Genomic DNA, 15,419 nt, shown 5'->3' with positions numbered 1-15,419 from the left:
AACAAACATTTAGATTTGGCTACTTTAACAATTGAAAATGGCAAAACCTGCTTCCCCGATTGCAGAACGACTGACAGAGTTGATTGATTTCGACAAAAGGCTTTATTTTTTCATCCTGGTGATCATTTTTTTGATAATCAGGTATTTGACCAATACCCTAGTCTTAGAATCCATCCCCGATTATGAAAATTTAGACCAGCAGGGAGGGCTGATGTTTTTCCATATTTTCAATATGCTCAACTATTTATGGACTCCATTTGCTCTCCTTTGGAAGTTTACGGTAACAGCATTTCTCTTTTGGTCCTTGGGATTGATGATCGGATACAAGGCCAATTTTAAGGAGCTATGGAAATTTGCACTGGTCGCCGAAGTGGTATTTATTTTACCAGAACTCCTTCGCCTGTTAGTTTATATGAATCCATCCGGAGCTGTCACTTACTCCGATATTCAAAATTTTGAGCCGCTTTCGGCACTTTGGATAGTCGGACCTAGTAATGTGGCTGAAAAGTACCATTATCCGCTTTCTGTTCTCAATATTTTTGAACTGATGTATGGGGCATTGTGGGTTTTGGGATTTCATACCATAAGTAGAAGAACAGTAGAAGAAAGTACGGTCGTGGTTCTTGTTGCGTATTTTCTTCCTCTCCTGCTTTGGTTGGGATTTTTCATCGGGGCTTACCGGTAGGTTTTAGAGTTCTTTTGATCTCCGGTCTATTTCAGGAAAAGATGTAATGATCCGGGTCTTACCAAAAAAAGGCCCGGTCATCGACCGGGCCTTTTGAACCCACTAACCCAACTTTATATCAAAAACCAAGTCCAACTGCCATCGCAACTGGAGTGAAATTCAAGTCTGAAACTTTGGTGGCTGCACCGGTCATCAGGTTGATGCTATAAACACCAGCGGCACTACCGACGGTCAACACCGCAAAGGCACTTCCGGAATTTCCACCTATATCAAAACCGTTTTGTGCGGTAATTGTAATTCCCAGCGAACCAACCGGTACGAGTACCCCATCATTCGGAGGGATCTGGGTAAACAGCATACCCGTGTTGTGATCGATCACAAATAAGGTCGTCGTAGAAGCTCCAGCTATATTATTGGTGTAAGCAGCGGCGGCGACCATTGGTGCGCCCGGATTCAATCTTCCGTCCGTGGCTACGACCGTTCCCAGATCCGGATGAAGCCTGAGATTCTGACCGGTACTGGTTACCAGCCTTATCCTGTCCACAGTTGGATTGAAGTCAAAACCTGCAAGGTCCCCTTCCAACATAGGCATCAGCGGATTGCCTATTGAAGTGAGCAACCCGTTGGATGGATTTACGGAGTAAATCTGACTGTTGGAAGAAATGGCAAGCAGTTGACCGTTTGCAGGTCTGAAGTCCAGTCCGACTATTTTTTCATTCATACCCAATCCCTGATAAGCCACCATGGTGGGTTGCGGACTCATGGGGTTAAAGCGGTAAAGCATTCCCGCTGCATCAGCAGCATAGGCGATGGGATTGGTTTTGAAAGCCAAACTGATTACTGGCTGGGAAAAAACTCCAACCCAAGAAGCGGCACCAGAACTCAAATCAATGGAATACAATCTCGTTTCGTTTTCAATTCGGTTTACTGAAAGTGCAAGAGAATTGTCCGCAAGAATGTCAAAATCAGTTTGACCTTCGAAATCGACTCCCAAACTTCCTACTTCCACCAAGCCCCCATCATTTGGTGGCACCTGCTGATAAACCTTATCAGTGGCAATGTCAATATCAAATAATATTGTTGTGGAGGCTCCAGAAACTGAATTGGTATAGGCAACAGCTCCAATTTCAGGATTCATTCCCCCGTTGATTCTCCCGTCAGTAGCGACTACTGCCCCAGTCTCAGGATTTAGTCTCAGGTTTTGACCACTTTCCGCGACCACCCTGATCCGGTCTACTGTGGGATTGAAATCAAGAGAAGCAGCTCCTCCTTCGATTGCCGGAGTGAAAGCCCCAGCTCCGAGGGCAGTTGCCATTCCCGAGTTTTCATTGATAAAATAGATCCGGTTGCCGGAACTCAACCCATACAATTGCCCAGTTGCGGGACGATAGTCTATTGAAATTATCGACTCGCCAGAGCCTAAGCCTGTGATGGGGATCGCTTCAACGGGAGTAGTCAGATTTCCTTCTTCGAAATAAAGGAGTTGGTTTCCCTCTGCCAATGCAGTGAAGCTCACATCAGGAGTCATCCCTGGAGTTTCAACGATCGGCATTTTTACCTCGTCATCACAGGAAATCATTGCTGTAGCCAGCATTGCCATGGCCAGGTTTATTGAAAAAAAGGTTAGATTTTTCATGGTTGTTAAGTTGATTGTTGGGCGATATACGAGGTGGGGTTTTGGTCTGGATTAGGTGAAACAAAAAAAAAGTGAGTCGATTGACTCACTTTTTCACCTTTAACCCAAAATTAACTATGAATTATACCGTCTCAAAAGGCCATCTCATGATACCGCCAGACAAGTTTTTTAATTTTTCAAAGCCCAAATCTGCCATAATATCGCAGGCCTGACCACTTCGGTTGCCACTCCGGCAATACACCAAATAAGTTTTGTCCTTTGGGAGATTTTTTACTTGGTTGGCAAAATTTGAGGACATGATATCGATGTTTCTCGCTCCCCTTATTTTTCCTGAGGCAAATTCTCCTGCTGTTCTTACATCAAGGACTACAGCATCTGACTTAAGGTTCAAATCATGGAATGGGCCTGCAGGAATGTCCTCGTATTTTTTTGTTTTAGTGCTAAAGAAGTTGAACATGGTTGTTTTTTTTCAAAGTTACCGCTGTAAATAGCCTCAGGTCAGTAATTAAAGTCACCTATCCTTAGATTTTCTTTTGGGTTACAAAGAGGTCAGTTCTTTGCCGATGATATAGATACCCATGACCAATACAAACCATCCAAATCCCGTTTTTAGGGCCTTTTCATTGATCTTTTTAGAAAGTGCACTTCCTATAAATATCCCGGCAATGGACAAGCCTGTGAAGATCAGGAGCATTTTCCAATCAATCGTCTGAGTGGAAATATCTCCCAAAAATCCGATCAATGATTTAGCAGCAATGATCAATAAAGAGGTCCCAACAGCCATTTTCATCGGAAGTCTGGCAAATAGCACCAAAGCAGGAATGATCAAAAAACCTCCCCCCGCACCGACAATTCCCGTGATTACACCTACTACCATTCCTTCCAATGCGATCATTGGAATATTGAATCGGACTGATTCATTTTCATCACAATCCGTACACTTTTTATTCCTGATCATGGACACCGATGCGGCTAGCATGATCAAGGCGAAAAAGACCATGATCCCGACATTTTTTGTGATGTCAATTGCACCTATGGAAAATAAGGGATCAGGCAGCCATGGCACCAGAAATTTTCTGGTCAAAAAGACCGCTATAAATGATGGAATGGCAAAGACAATTGCAGTCTTATAATTCACGAGCCCTTTTTTCATAAATGTACCCGCACCTACCAAGGAAGTTGAGCCAACGACAAACAGCGAATATGCTGTAGCCAAAACCGGATCCACCCCAAGAATATAGACTAAAACAGGCACTGTAAGAATGGAACCTCCACCCCCAATCAAACCCAAACTAATTCCGATTATTACTGCCGCGGCAAAGCCTACCAGGATAACTACATCCATATTTTTTTATTCAAATTTTACGATACAAAAGTAAGCCGGGCATATAGCCCTAAGTGGTGACAATTGTTACAATTAACCAAAAAATGAGCGCTTGGAGATAATGTTTCCTGATTTAACTTCACCCTAATCATGACTTTAATCCTGTTTTTTCAGGTCAGGAAAATCTAAATTTCATCAAAATCCAACAGTCATGAAAATCATCGTTCCTTTAGACTTTTCTGAAAATTCCTACAAAGCCCTTGAATTTGCCATTTCGATGGCTGATAAAAAAAAGGGGGAAATCATCCTAGTCCATGTAGTGGAAATTGTCTATGATTTTGCTTCCCAGGCAGCCCTTGCCTTGGACTCGATGTTTAAGGATGGGGAAAAGCTGCTCAAGGAAAATATTGAAAAATACCAAGCCTCGGGAGTTAAAATGAGTTACGAAATTCTTGAAGGAAATGCTGCAATCACCGTGGCGAGAATTGCGGAGGAAAGCCAAGCAAATCTGATTGTCATGGGAACTCAGGGTGCCAGCGGAATCAAAAAAGCACTGATTGGTACGACGACAGTTAGTTTGATTCGAGAGGCAAACTGCCCAGTACTTGTTGTGCCTGCGCAGTCTCATGTTTCAGAAATAAGGAAAGTCACACTGGCGCTGGAATTTGCCAACCATGAGGAAAAATTCATTGACTGGATTGTGGATATGTCCAAACGCTGGGAACTTGGACTGGAAATCCTCCATGTCCAGACCAACAAAGGATTCAAAGAGGAGCTGGCTGTATTGGGAATGGAGAAATTTTTGGAAAAAAAATATCCGGAAGTAAAAGTGAAAATTCACACATTCTATGCCGAGAGTGCCTCAGCAGGTCTCGAATTGTATATGGAAGAAAATGACAACATGATTCTCGTGATGTGTCATCAGCATCGAAACCTGTGGGATCAAATCATTCAAAAAAGCCAGTCCATTCAATTAGCCTATCATACTCATATTCCGCTTTTGATCATGAGTTGAGGAAAAAAAAATAGCCCGGTTCAATTAACCACGGGCTTTATATTGGAGAAAGGAAATCATTTATTGATCAATTCCTCAAAATCATCCCGGATATAGATAATATTCCTACCAAGCTCAATCCATTTCTTCTTTTCCAACTGCTTCAAAAGCCGGGAAACAACCTCCCTTGATGTCCCCAACTCATTGGCGATTTCCTGATGCGTGGTGTGAAGTTCATTAGCCTTATGCTGTTTCATTTTGGTTACGATATAGCGCATCAGGCGCTCATCCATGCGCTTAAATGCCACGGCGTCCAAGGCAACCAAAAGCTCCTGAAAACGCATTTGATACGTGGTGGAGACAAAATCTTTCCATTGCTTAAATTCATCTGAGAATTGCTCGTGAACTTGAATTGGGATAAAAATCAATACTGCTTTATCCTCTACCACTGCCCGGATTTCGCTGGGACGTGAGGCTGTGCAGCAAGTCAGAGAAAGAGCGCAGGTTTCTCCCGGATCGAGGTAATACAGGAAAAGCTCTTTTCCATCCTCATCCATCCGCATAATTTTTACCGAGCCTTCAATTACAAGGGGTACTGCTTTGATAAATTGGCCAGGCTCCATCAACACCTTTCCTGGTTCGAAGCTCATTTCTTGCCCTTGGTCAAGGATTGCCTGCAAAAGCTTGGGATCGGTTAAGTTGGGTAGCGCTTGTTTGAGCCTATCGATTGTCATTTTTTCAGATTATGCACAAAAATGATTCTTTCATCAAAGTCAAGTTAGTGATAAAAATCACACAGGCTATCCCAAATACCATTCTCGGAGAATCCTATTGAAAACCAGCCCTGTACGTGACTAATATCACTTTCCCCCATTTGTACTCGCACTACCTTCATCGGAGACTAATAAACCAAAACATGAACCATTATCAAATCTTGATCATCGGAGGCGGAACTGCCGGAATAACCCTCGCTGCTCAGCTCAAGCGAAAAGACTCCTCCCTGAAGATGGCCATTATCGAACCCTCAGAGAAGCATTATTACCAGCCTGCCTGGACGCTGGTGGGTGCGGGAGCATTCGATTTCAAAGAAACGGAGCGTGAAGAGGCAGATTACATTCCAAAAGGTGTGGATTGGATTAAGGATAAAGCAACCGAAATCGACCCGGATTTAAACAAAGTTACCACCGCCCATTCAGGAGAGTTCACTTACGACTTTTTGATCCCAGTTCCGGGGTTGGTAATGGCCCCGGAGCTTTTGCCCGGATTGACTGAAGCTTTGGACAAAGGCGTGGTCTGCTCCAATTATACCGATCCTGAACATACTTGGGAAGTTCTCCAGAATTTCAAAGGCGGAAATGCAGTCTTCACCCAACCAACCACACCGATCAAATGTGGCGGAGCCCCCCAGAAAATCATGTATCTGGCTGAGGAATACTTCAGAAAAACAGGGGTTCGGGACAAAACAAATGTGCTCTATGCCACACCGGGAACTGTGATTTTTGGAGTTCCGGATTTTGCAAAAACCCTGAACAAAATCATACACGACCGGAATATTATTTTCAAGCCATTTTATGCACCGGTGAAAATCGACCCGGGAAATCAGGAAATCACGTTCCGATATTCCAAACCGGGCGAAAGCAATTGTACCATTATGGAAGGCAACCCACTTGGTGAGGAGCTGGCCGGAGCATTGGAGATCAAAATTCACTACGACATGCTTCACCTTGCTCCGTCTCAGACTGCACCGAAGTTTATCCAAGAATCAAAAGTTTCCATTCAAGAGGGTCCGGGAAAGGGTTGGATAGATGTGGACATCCATACGATGCAGCATTTGCGGTACCCGAATATCTTTTCTCTGGGCGATGTCGCTTCTCTGCCAACCGCAAAAACTGGTGCTGCCATCCGTAAACAAGCCCCTGTTTTGGTGGAAAACCTGTTGAAATTGATGAAATCAGGAAAAGTCGGTGAAAAATTCTATGAAGGATATTCCTCCTGCCCCATTGTAACAGGGTATGGTAAAATGGTACTCTGCGAGTTCAAATACGACAATATCAGGGACAGTGATCCCCTTATTTCCAAGTTTGTAGACACTACAAATGAACAATACAGCATGTGGCTTTTAAAAAAATACGGTCTTCCTTATATGTATTGGAACCTAATGCTTCGAGGTAAAGCTTAAACTGAGGAGAAAAAATCCCTGCCTAAAGTCAGGGATTTTTCTTTTACTTTTCACTTCAAAACCCACTTGTTTAACTCCGAAAACCGGTCCCAATTCATCCAAAGTATTTTGGAGAATTTCTTGGGATTGGGGTAAATTTCAAGTCCTATTTTTCTACGATGAAAAAACTTGTGGTTTTGTCAGGTGCCGGAGTATCTGCTGAGAGTGGAATCTCTACTTTCAGAGACAGTAATGGACTCTGGGAAAACCATGAAATTATGGACGTGGCCTCTCCCGAAGGCTGGCGAAAAAACAGAAACCTGGTTTTGGATTTTTACAACCAGCGGAGGAAGCAAGCCCGGGAATGTCAGCCCAATGAGGCCCATTTAACATTGGCAAAACTCGAAAACCATTTTGAGGTAAAGATCATCACCCAAAACGTCGATGACCTCCACGAAAGAGCTGGTTCGAGTCATGTACTCCACCTCCACGGCGAACTTTCAAAAGCCCAAAGTTCACTCGATGCCAGGCTAATCTATCCTTTGGATCATTGGGAAATCAAACCGGGTGACAAATGCGAAAAGGGAAGCCAGCTTCGCCCATTTATTGTCTGGTTTGGAGAGGCAGTTCCAATGATGAACCCAGCCATAGAAATTGCCAAGACTGCTGACATTTTTCTGGTTTTGGGTACTTCAATGCAAGTTTATCCGGCTGCAAGCCTAATTGATTACGTTCCCCAACAAGCAAAAAAATTTCTCATAGATCCCCAAGCCCCAGATATTCCCCAAAAAAATAAAGTTCATTTCATCCGTGAAAAGGCAACAGTTGGGATGAAATTATTGTCAGAAATCCTCCTCAATACCTGAGTGAATGGATTTTCGTTCCAAAAACAGGGGTCGATCAGACTGTTTACCAACTCATTACTATTACAAATTTTCAATTACCTTAAGATTCTGAATAAACAGAGTCATTAATTCGGGTTCTTTCAGACAAAATTGGAGGTTTGATTTTTCCAATTTTGAAAAAGACTCCAAAAATTTTCGAATAGCAGTTAGTTAAAACCCATCGAATCCGTGCCAAATCCTAAGAATTCAGCCCTTTGATCCACAATGAATAGAAAATTTAAATATTCTATTTGGGGTCTGGCATTTTGGTTCTTGCTGTTTCTGGGTTGGGAATGGTGGCGAAGCTATCCCAAAGTCAGGTTAAAGCCGGTTTCCATTCCTGAAACCAAATATGATAGAATCGACTCCCTCCTTACCGAAAGTCTCAGTCAATTTTTGATTCCAGGCCTTGCTGTAGGAATAATTGAAAATGAAAAAGTGACCTATTTGAAGGCTTTCGGTTTCGAAAACCTAAAGTCCAAAGACACTTTGACCTTACGAAGCATACTGCCAGTTGCCTCAGTTTCAAAGCTCTTCACGGCACTCAGCCTCGCAAGTTTTGCTTTGGAAAACGGAATTTCCATAGACACTTCCTTCAATTCCATTTTACCGAAGGACAAAAAACTTCCCAATGAATTCAATGAAATCTCCCTACGTGAACTACTCATCCATACCTCGGGAATTTCAGATAGCCGGAGCTTTAGCAACTTCATCAGTAATGCTGAAAAAAGAAAACTCAGTAACCTACCTACCAATCTTTCATTACCCGATCCGAAAATAACAGAATATCACTATGCGGATGCCAATTTTGACCTGATAGGCTATATTCTGGAAGTCAGTTCAAAAACCCCATTTGAGGATCTGATTTTGGAAAACACCCTGACTGTTGGCGGAATGGAGAGCAGTCGATTCGTCACCGAACTTCCCGGAAAATCAGAAACAGCCCATGGATACAAACAGACTTTTCTTTGGAAAAGGATAGAACCCAGGGTTTTCAAATTGGATCATTACCCTTCGCCTTCTTCAGGTTTAGTCCTCAATCCGGAAGATCTGGCCAAAGCCCTGCTGCACATCAGCCGTGGTCCTATGGGTGCATTCAGCGAAGAACTGGCTTGGCTTCAAAACGAATCCGAAACACCGGCAGGATTCCAGAAAATCACCCTCAACAACATTGATTTCATTGGACACTTTGGAGAACAGGGAGGATTCAGTTCCCTGGTTATTTACTCTCCTGAGATGGAAACAGCACTTTTTCTGGTCACCAATGCCGAAGATAATTTTGACTTTCGAAAACAGATTTCCAGCGGAATTCTCAAACTATTGAACCCCTAGCCTTCAATAAATGAAACTTTCTTTTCCCCATCCGATGATCATTTTGCTGGGCTTTATTTTGCTGGCAGCACTTGCAACTTTTATCATCCCATCGGGAAGCTTTGAAAGGGTTTTGGATGAGGAAACGGGCAGGGAAATTGTCATTTCAGGAAGTTACCAACTGACCGAAGATCGAAACATAAGTCTTTATGAAACCGGCTTGGCAATTCCCGAAGGGATAATTCTAGGAGCTGATATTGTGGTATTGATTCTACTGATCGGTGGGGCATTTTATGTAATCGAAAAAACCGGTGCCCTTCAGGTAGGAATAGAAGCCCTCGTCTATCGGTTCCGAAATACCCAATCCCTCTTGTTGGTGATTTTCAGCTGTTTCTTCTTTTTGGGCGGGGCAAGCTTCGGAATGCAGGAAGAAGTCATTGCAATGGTTCCGGTTTTGGTCCTTCTAGCCAAAAAAATCAATTATGACATCCGGGCGACTATTTCACTTTCGTTGGGTTCCGCGGTGGTAGGTGCATCATTTTCTCCGATCAATCCATTTGGATCCCTTTTGGCACAAAGTATTGCCGAGGTGGATTTCTCACAGGGATTTGTTTATCGGGTGATTTTCCTGGTTTTGGTGTTTGCAGTCTGGACAGGTTTTCACATCCATTGGGGAAAATCCAAGCTCCTAACCTTAGAAAAAGCAGAATTCAAACCCGTCAAAATCTCCGGATCGCACGGCTTGATTCTCTGCCTGACCCTGGCAGGAATGATTATTATGCCTTGGGGAATAATCCAACAAGACTGGGGATACAATGAGATGTCTGTTTTGTTTTTTGTCATTGGGATAATATCCGGCTTAATCGGAAAAATGGGCCTCAATGGTACCGCCAGGGCCTATTCTCAGGGATTTGGAGAGATGATTTTTGCAGGGATCATCGTGGGACTGGCGAGGAGCGTGTATTTGATCATGGAAAAAGCCCAGGTCATCGACACGCTGATCCAGGCTTTGTTTTCCCCTTTGGAATCGCTTCCTACCGCACTTGCAACCATTGGAATTTTCGTCAGCCAGGGAATTATTCATGGAGTCGTTCCAAGCACATCAGGCCAAGCTGTTTTAACCATTCCTCTAGCCAGCCCATTGACTGATTTGTTGGGAGTTTCCCGTCAAATCGCAGTCCTAACCTATCAATATCCTGCCGGGTTAATGGACCTGATTATTCCCAACAACGGCGGAATGATGGCAGTAATCGCAGCTGCAGGCATAGGATACAACGATTGGATCAAGTATATCTGGAAAAGCTGGCTTTTGCTTTTGGGTATCGGTTTGATATCAGCCATTCTTGCCTTACTTTGGTTTGCTTAAAATCAATCAACCTGTTTAACCTATGCAAATCAACGACCACAATCCCCTCCTTCCCTACCAGCCAGCCGCGGATCGGTACAATCAGATGAACTATCGCTATTGCGGAAAAAGCGGCTTAATGCTTCCCGAAATCAGTCTTGGACTTTGGCATAACTTCGGACATAATGCTGACTTGACTTTGGGCAGAAAAATCCTGAGAAGAGCATTTGATTTGGGGATTTGCCATTTTGATCTGGCAAACAATTATGGTCCACCTTTTGGCTCAGCCGAGGAAAATTTTGGAAGAATCCTACAAAAGGATTTTCTACCCTACCGCGATGAATTGTTGATTTCTTCCAAAGCCGGATGGGATATGTGGCCGGGACCCTATGGCAATTTTGGATCAAGAAAATACCTGATCGCCAGCTGTGACCAAAGCCTGAAGCGAATGGGTGTGGATTATGTCGATATTTTTTACCATCACAGACCTGATCCAAAAACTCCCCTGGAAGAAACCATGGGTGCTTTGGATCAATTGGTACGCCAAGGAAAGGCATTATATGTCGGCATTTCCCAATATAGTGCCGAAGACACCGCAAAAGCTTACGATATCCTCAAATCAATGGGAACTCCGCTCCTAATCCATCAGCCCCGCTACAGCATGATCGATCGCTGGGTAGAGAAAGGTTTATTGGATGTTTTGGGTGAAAAGGGAATTGGAAGCATCGCCTTCTCTCCACTCGAGCAGGGCATGCTGACGGACAAATACTTGAAGGGCATACCAGCTGACTCCCGTGCTGCCAAAGACGGCCGCTATCTGAAGCCCGAACAACTTGCAGCGGAGAAGTTGGAAATGATCGGAAAACTGAATGAAATCGCAAAGGAAAGAAGTCAAACTTTGGCCCAAATGGCAATTTCCTGGCTTTTGAAGGATCCCAGAATAACTTCTGTTTTGGTTGGAGTTTCCAAACCTGAACAATTGGATGATAATGTCGCGTCAGTGAAAAACACCAGCTTCAGTCCCGAGGAAATCACCCGAATAAAGTCAATTCTAAAGGCCTGATGCCTCAAAATGTTTCTTCCCGAAGTGCCTTGATTTTGATCGTAATCGCTCAATTTCTTGGCACTTCGCTTTGGTTTGCAGGAAATGTTGCCGCACCAGAATTTGAAAAGGGACTCGCAAGTCCCGGAATGACTACCTGGGTCACAACTGCTGTTCAGTTGGGATTTATCGTCGGAACATTTTTGTATGCCCTCGGGGCTATTTCAGATCGCTATTCACCGTCCAAAGTCTTTTTCCTGAGTGCAGTTTTAGCCTCCCTTTCAAATTTTCTTTTAACAGTAATTCCTCTGAGCTTCGATTCAGTCCTCGGCTTTCGGTTTTTGGTTGGATTTTTTCTCGCAGGAATCTATCCTGTGGGAATGAAAATCGCTTCTGACTATTTCGAAAAAGGCCTGGGATCAGCATTGGGTTTTCTCGTTGGTGCTTTGGTTTTTGGGACAGCCTTCCCCTTCCTTTTAAAAGCCACCGGATCGGAAATTTCCTGGAAGGCCATCCTTTGGACCACCTCCGGCTTAGCTTTGGCTGGTGGAGCCTTGGTTGGGTTTTTGGTACCCAACGGCCCTAACCGAAAGCCCAACCCAGTTTTTGATTTAAAACTTCTGCCAAACTTGGCCTCCAATCGGGCTCTTCGTGGAGCAGCTTCCGGATATTTTGGACACATGTGGGAGCTGTACACGTTTTGGGCTTTTCTTCCTTTTCTCATCCAAGGGCTAAAAAAGGGAAGCGAAATCGGAACTGAAAATTCTCTTTGGACTTTCCTGATTATCGCTGCCGGAGGAGTTTCCTGTGTTTTGGGAGGTTTGATTTCAGGGAAAATCGGAAGTGAAAAAGTAGCACTTTTCAGCCTGGCCGGTTCAGGGATTTGTGGTGCATTGTTGATTTTGTTTCCCGAAATCCCAAGCGGTTTGATATTTCCATTTCTCCTGATTTGGGGGATTTTGGTGGTTTCAGATTCACCGCAATTTTCAACCTTGGTAGCACAAAGCGTAAGTCCGGAACATCGGGGAACGGCCTTGACAATCGTGAATTGTATCGGTTTTGGACTTACGATCCTGAGCATACAGGCCAATCAATACCTATCGGCGTATTTTTCACCACAGGAGTTTTTGGGATGGCTGGTCATTGGGCCGATTTTGGGCTTGATGGCTTTTCGGTATTTTCGGGTTAATACAAAGGATTGAAACACAAAGCATCAAAGAGAACAAAGAAATGACCCGAAGTGAATCTGCCAAATCAAACAAGCTGAAATAAAAAGCCCAAAAAAAAGAGGCCCCTTTCGAGTGCCTCTTGCGAAATAGTCAAACCGGACTATCATCTAACTACATTTTCCAGGGTTGCCAAATAAATCCATTTTTGGTCTCTGGAGTTAATACCTTCATTTACAGCATTTCGTTGTTCGGCAGTTTGAGATAGGTCCTCATACGCCTGTGCGTTGAAAAACTGCATGTAATCCTTGTACATGTTCATGGTCAAATGGGTGGATTTGGCTTCTGAACCTTGAGGAAGTGCTGTTCTTAAAAAGCTCCAATGTCCCATCATTCCCTGTTCGATCCTTTTTTGGTGTATAGGTCTGAACACTTCAATTTCGGCTTTTTCATAATCGTTGAATTTGCCCTCCACAGCTTTCATCAAGTCAAAAGATGCTAAAACCCCAGGCCTAAACTGAAAGTTGTCATCGGTGGATACAATTTCCCGCATGTAAAGCCGCATTGGCATATCCCTCATGGACAGGGATTGCTCAAAAAGAGTCTGAACCTGGCTTTCACTAAGATGGGGATATGCGATTTTGGTGTATTCTTTTAATGATTCTTCATCCAAGCCATTCATCATTTTGACAGGATCGTCGTAGTAGGTCACCATGATATATTGAAAATTACCTCCGTCTCCTCCATTTTGGAGAGACCAAAAATCCCAACCTTTAATTCGCTTATCGTTTAGTGCCTGACGATAGACTTTTTCCATCAGATCTTTGAACTCGATGTAATCAAAAAGCTGGTCTTTTTCCACCTTGATGAATTCGAATACCATATACTGAGTTTGCTGGGCCTTAAGAACTCCCGCCCACAGCAACCCACAAACCAAGAGCATTAAAAGCTTTTTCATGTTTTACTGGATTTAGGGTTAATTGTGCTAGGAATAATTTAAATATTTATTCTGTAAAAAATCAATTTTCAGAATAAAAACATTTTTCAGATTAATTTCACCCTATAAACTTCCTTTAAAGAAAGTATTGCCAAAAATGAAATTTTTCTAAAACTCTTGGCAAAACCTTAGTATTTTAACAATCAAAACACAGATACAATGAAGGGTCTATCAAGAAGAGATTGGTTAAAAACCACTTCCATGGGAAGCGGTTTAGCGCTATTAGGGAGTGCAGGGATTGTATCTTCCCTGAGTGCAGCCGAAATTAAAAAGTATAATCCCCGTCCAATGGCCGGTCCTATCAGGCTTGGGTCCAATGAAAATCCTTATGGTCCCTCGGAATCCATGAGAAAAGCAATGACTGCAGCCTTCGACAATGGATGCAGATATCCCTGGGGCTACAATGGGGCGTTGGTAAAAATGATTGCAGAAAAAGAAGGAGTGCCAGAAGACTACATTGTTTTGGTGGCCGGTTCTACTGAAGGTCTAAAAGTCGCAGGAATCACTTTTGGAAAAGGCGGTGAAATCATCACCTGCGCCCCTACTTTCCTGTCCATGATGGAATATGCCGAGCTTTGGGGTACAGAGATCAATTGGGTCCCTTTGACCAAAGATTTGGATTTTGATTTGGATGAAATCGAAAAGCGTGTCAGTTATGAAACCAGCCTGGTTTTTCTTTGCAATCCCAACAATCCCACAGGCAAGCTTTTGCCTGCGAATCGAGTTCTGGATTTTTGCGAAACAGTAAGCAAAAGGACCGTAGTATTCAGCGATGAAGCCTATTACGATTACATCACCGAACCCAACTATCCAAGCATGATAGAATTGGTCAAAAAAGGTCACGATGTGGTGGTATCCCGCACGCTATCAAAAGTTTATGGGTTGGCAGGTATCCGGATGGGATATCTCGTTGCCAAACCTGAGCTAGCCAAAAAACTGAAGGATCGTGTCGTAGCCAATACCAATATTATGGCGATTGAAGCTGGAAAGGCTGCACTGTCTGACAAAGACTTTTACCGGTTTGCCCTGCAAAAAAATGCCGAAGCTAAATCCATGATCATCGAAACCTTGGATGAATTAAAACTTCCCTACCTGGAGTCCCACGCCAATTTTGTGTTTTTCCAGGCTGGAAGAGATATCGCAGAACTTGGAAAAACAATGGCCGAAAAAGGATTCATCATCGGTCGTCCGTTTCCTCCCTTGAATGACTGGTGTCGAATCTCCACCGGGACAGTCGAGGAAATCGCCCTTTACAATCAGGCAATCAAAGAAGTGCTTGGCTGATGCTCAATCCTAATTTGGTTTTGGAAAATGAAACAGTCCTGCTGAGACCAATGTCCCGGAAGGATTTTGCTTTGCTTCAGGAATTGACCGGAGATCCTGAAATGTGGATCTATTTCACATTTGACCTCAGTATTCCTGAGGAATTTGACAAATGGGCTGAACCTCATTTTCGCGGAGAGCGGGATCAGTTTACTGTGATTGAAAAAGCAACAGGAAAAATAGCCGGAACAACTGCTTTTGGGAATTACTCAGCCAGAGATCAACGGGTAGAGATTGGTTGGACTTGGCTGGGCAAGGCTTTTCGGGGAACCGGAATCAACCAGGCAATGAAAAAAGCGATGTTGGATTATTGCTTTGGGGAACTGAAACTTAAGCGGGTTGAAATCAAAACTGATGTCCTGAATATGCCGGCCCGTATGGCCCTGCTGAAATTCGGTGCTAAAGAGGAAGGAATTCTGAGAAGCCATACGCTGATGACCCATGGCAGGAGAAGGGATACAATATATTACAGTGTTTTGGAGGGAGAATGGGGGTGAATTGTTGGAAGCGGGATGTTGGATGTTGGATTTGGGACTTCGGATATCGGATTTCGG

15 protein-coding genes are annotated in these 15,419 nt (G+C 43.6%); 10 read left to right on the top strand and 5 right to left on the bottom strand.

Annotated elements, in window-relative coordinates:
* Window positions 1-37 precede the first annotated feature (37 nt).
* Window positions 38-685 carry a sulfate ABC transporter permease gene (locus tag B0E43_RS14935; protein WP_077351148.1) on the top strand — a complete coding sequence of 216 codons (648 nt, stop codon included), beginning with the start codon at window positions 38-40 and terminating at the stop codon, window positions 683-685.
* A 118-nt stretch (window positions 686-803) separates the two neighbouring features.
* On the opposite strand, the gene B0E43_RS14930 is transcribed toward B0E43_RS14935, so the two are convergent.
* The 3 genes from B0E43_RS14930 to B0E43_RS14920 all read right to left on the bottom strand — a co-directional run bounded on the left by B0E43_RS14930 (window position 804) and on the right by B0E43_RS14920 (window position 3,666).
* The gene (locus B0E43_RS14930; protein WP_077351146.1) at window positions 804-2,321 is read right to left on the bottom strand and encodes a DUF4394 domain-containing protein; all 1,518 of its coding nucleotides are present in this window, start codon (window positions 2,319-2,321) and stop codon (window positions 804-806) included.
* Window positions 2,322-2,442: 121 nt separating this feature from the next.
* Entirely contained in the window at window positions 2,443-2,778 is a 336-nt protein-coding gene (locus B0E43_RS14925; RefSeq protein WP_077351144.1) for a rhodanese-like domain-containing protein, read from the bottom strand.
* An 81-nt stretch (window positions 2,779-2,859) separates the two neighbouring features.
* Entirely contained in the window at window positions 2,860-3,666 is an 807-nt protein-coding gene (locus tag B0E43_RS14920; protein WP_077351142.1) for a sulfite exporter TauE/SafE family protein, read from the bottom strand.
* Between the two features lie 190 nt (window positions 3,667-3,856).
* On the opposite strand from B0E43_RS14920, the gene B0E43_RS14915 reads away from it, so the two are divergent.
* Window positions 3,857-4,660 carry a universal stress protein gene (locus tag B0E43_RS14915; RefSeq protein ID WP_077351140.1) on the top strand — a complete coding sequence of 268 codons (804 nt, stop codon included), beginning with the start codon at window positions 3,857-3,859 and terminating at the stop codon, window positions 4,658-4,660.
* Window positions 4,661-4,716: 56 nt separating this feature from the next.
* Here the strand turns inward: B0E43_RS14915 and B0E43_RS14910 are convergent, their stop codons facing one another.
* Entirely contained in the window at window positions 4,717-5,373 is a 657-nt protein-coding gene (locus B0E43_RS14910) for a Crp/Fnr family transcriptional regulator (protein WP_077351138.1), read from the bottom strand.
* A gap of 182 nt (window positions 5,374-5,555) precedes the next feature.
* On the opposite strand from B0E43_RS14910, the gene B0E43_RS14905 reads away from it, so the two are divergent.
* The 6 genes from B0E43_RS14905 (at window position 5,556) to B0E43_RS14880 (ending at window position 12,581) form a co-directional block, all read left to right on the top strand.
* Window positions 5,556-6,818, top strand: coding sequence for an FAD/NAD(P)-binding oxidoreductase (locus tag B0E43_RS14905; protein ID WP_077351136.1), 1,263 nt, complete (start codon window positions 5,556-5,558; stop codon window positions 6,816-6,818).
* 158 nt (window positions 6,819-6,976) lie between these two features.
* The gene (locus tag B0E43_RS14900; protein ID WP_077351134.1) at window positions 6,977-7,663 is read left to right on the top strand and encodes an NAD-dependent deacylase; all 687 of its coding nucleotides are present in this window, start codon (window positions 6,977-6,979) and stop codon (window positions 7,661-7,663) included.
* A gap of 243 nt (window positions 7,664-7,906) precedes the next feature.
* Window positions 7,907-9,013: a serine hydrolase gene (locus B0E43_RS14895; protein ID WP_077351132.1), complete on the top strand. Its 1,107-nt coding sequence runs from the start codon at window positions 7,907-7,909 to the stop codon at window positions 9,011-9,013.
* 10 nt (window positions 9,014-9,023) lie between these two features.
* On the top strand, window positions 9,024-10,358 hold the full coding sequence (locus B0E43_RS14890; RefSeq protein ID WP_077351130.1) for a YfcC family protein: 1,335 nt from the start codon (window positions 9,024-9,026) through the stop codon (window positions 10,356-10,358).
* 22 nt (window positions 10,359-10,380) lie between these two features.
* Window positions 10,381-11,400, top strand: a complete 1,020-nt coding sequence (mgrA, locus tag B0E43_RS14885) for an L-glyceraldehyde 3-phosphate reductase (protein ID WP_077351128.1) — start codon at window positions 10,381-10,383, stop codon at window positions 11,398-11,400.
* Window positions 11,400-12,581: an MFS transporter gene (locus B0E43_RS14880; protein WP_077351126.1), complete on the top strand. Its 1,182-nt coding sequence runs from the start codon at window positions 11,400-11,402 to the stop codon at window positions 12,579-12,581. The genes mgrA and B0E43_RS14880 overlap by 1 nt, the downstream gene beginning before the upstream one ends.
* 130 nt (window positions 12,582-12,711) lie before the next feature.
* Here the strand turns inward: B0E43_RS14880 and B0E43_RS14875 are convergent, their stop codons facing one another.
* Window positions 12,712-13,503 carry a hypothetical protein gene (locus B0E43_RS14875; protein WP_077351124.1) on the bottom strand — a complete coding sequence of 264 codons (792 nt, stop codon included), beginning with the start codon at window positions 13,501-13,503 and terminating at the stop codon, window positions 12,712-12,714.
* A gap of 198 nt (window positions 13,504-13,701) precedes the next feature.
* On the opposite strand from B0E43_RS14875, the gene B0E43_RS14870 reads away from it, so the two are divergent.
* Together B0E43_RS14870 and B0E43_RS14865 are read left to right on the top strand one after the other, a co-directional pair.
* On the top strand, window positions 13,702-14,826 hold the full coding sequence (locus B0E43_RS14870; RefSeq protein ID WP_077351122.1) for a histidinol-phosphate transaminase: 1,125 nt from the start codon (window positions 13,702-13,704) through the stop codon (window positions 14,824-14,826).
* On the top strand, window positions 14,826-15,362 hold the full coding sequence (locus tag B0E43_RS14865) for a GNAT family N-acetyltransferase (RefSeq protein ID WP_077351120.1): 537 nt from the start codon (window positions 14,826-14,828) through the stop codon (window positions 15,360-15,362). The genes B0E43_RS14870 and B0E43_RS14865 overlap by 1 nt, the downstream gene beginning before the upstream one ends.
* Window positions 15,363-15,419: the final 57 nt, after the last annotated feature.

Origin of the sequence: Algoriphagus sp. A40, from assembly GCF_002002735.1 — a bacterium.
GTDB lineage: Bacteria > Bacteroidota > Bacteroidia > Cytophagales > Cyclobacteriaceae > Algoriphagus.
This window is presented reverse-complemented; position numbering and strand designations above follow the sequence as displayed.

What these genes read in the sequence shown, in the direction of transcription:
- B0E43_RS14865 (WP_077351120.1), top strand. Translation starts at nt 14,826, where the DNA reads ATGCTCAATCCTAATTTGGTTTTGGAAAATGAAACAGTCCTGCTGAGA.
- B0E43_RS14925 (WP_077351144.1), bottom strand. Translation starts at nt 2,778, where the DNA reads ATGTTCAACTTCTTTAGCACTAAAACAAAAAAATACGAGGACATTCCT.
- B0E43_RS14875 (WP_077351124.1), bottom strand. Translation starts at nt 13,503, where the DNA reads ATGAAAAAGCTTTTAATGCTCTTGGTTTGTGGGTTGCTGTGGGCGGGA.
- B0E43_RS14870 (WP_077351122.1), top strand. Translation starts at nt 13,702, where the DNA reads ATGAAGGGTCTATCAAGAAGAGATTGGTTAAAAACCACTTCCATGGGA.
- B0E43_RS14920 (WP_077351142.1), bottom strand. Translation starts at nt 3,666, where the DNA reads ATGGATGTAGTTATCCTGGTAGGCTTTGCCGCGGCAGTAATAATCGGA.
- B0E43_RS14905 (WP_077351136.1), top strand. Translation starts at nt 5,556, where the DNA reads ATGAACCATTATCAAATCTTGATCATCGGAGGCGGAACTGCCGGAATA.
- B0E43_RS14890 (WP_077351130.1), top strand. Translation starts at nt 9,024, where the DNA reads ATGAAACTTTCTTTTCCCCATCCGATGATCATTTTGCTGGGCTTTATT.
- B0E43_RS14935 (WP_077351148.1), top strand. Translation starts at nt 38, where the DNA reads ATGGCAAAACCTGCTTCCCCGATTGCAGAACGACTGACAGAGTTGATT.
- mgrA (WP_077351128.1), top strand. Translation starts at nt 10,381, where the DNA reads ATGCAAATCAACGACCACAATCCCCTCCTTCCCTACCAGCCAGCCGCG.
- B0E43_RS14900 (WP_077351134.1), top strand. Translation starts at nt 6,977, where the DNA reads ATGAAAAAACTTGTGGTTTTGTCAGGTGCCGGAGTATCTGCTGAGAGT.
- B0E43_RS14895 (WP_077351132.1), top strand. Translation starts at nt 7,907, where the DNA reads ATGAATAGAAAATTTAAATATTCTATTTGGGGTCTGGCATTTTGGTTC.
- B0E43_RS14880 (WP_077351126.1), top strand. Translation starts at nt 11,400, where the DNA reads ATGCCTCAAAATGTTTCTTCCCGAAGTGCCTTGATTTTGATCGTAATC.
- B0E43_RS14930 (WP_077351146.1), bottom strand. Translation starts at nt 2,321, where the DNA reads ATGAAAAATCTAACCTTTTTTTCAATAAACCTGGCCATGGCAATGCTG.
- B0E43_RS14910 (WP_077351138.1), bottom strand. Translation starts at nt 5,373, where the DNA reads ATGACAATCGATAGGCTCAAACAAGCGCTACCCAACTTAACCGATCCC.
- B0E43_RS14915 (WP_077351140.1), top strand. Translation starts at nt 3,857, where the DNA reads ATGAAAATCATCGTTCCTTTAGACTTTTCTGAAAATTCCTACAAAGCC.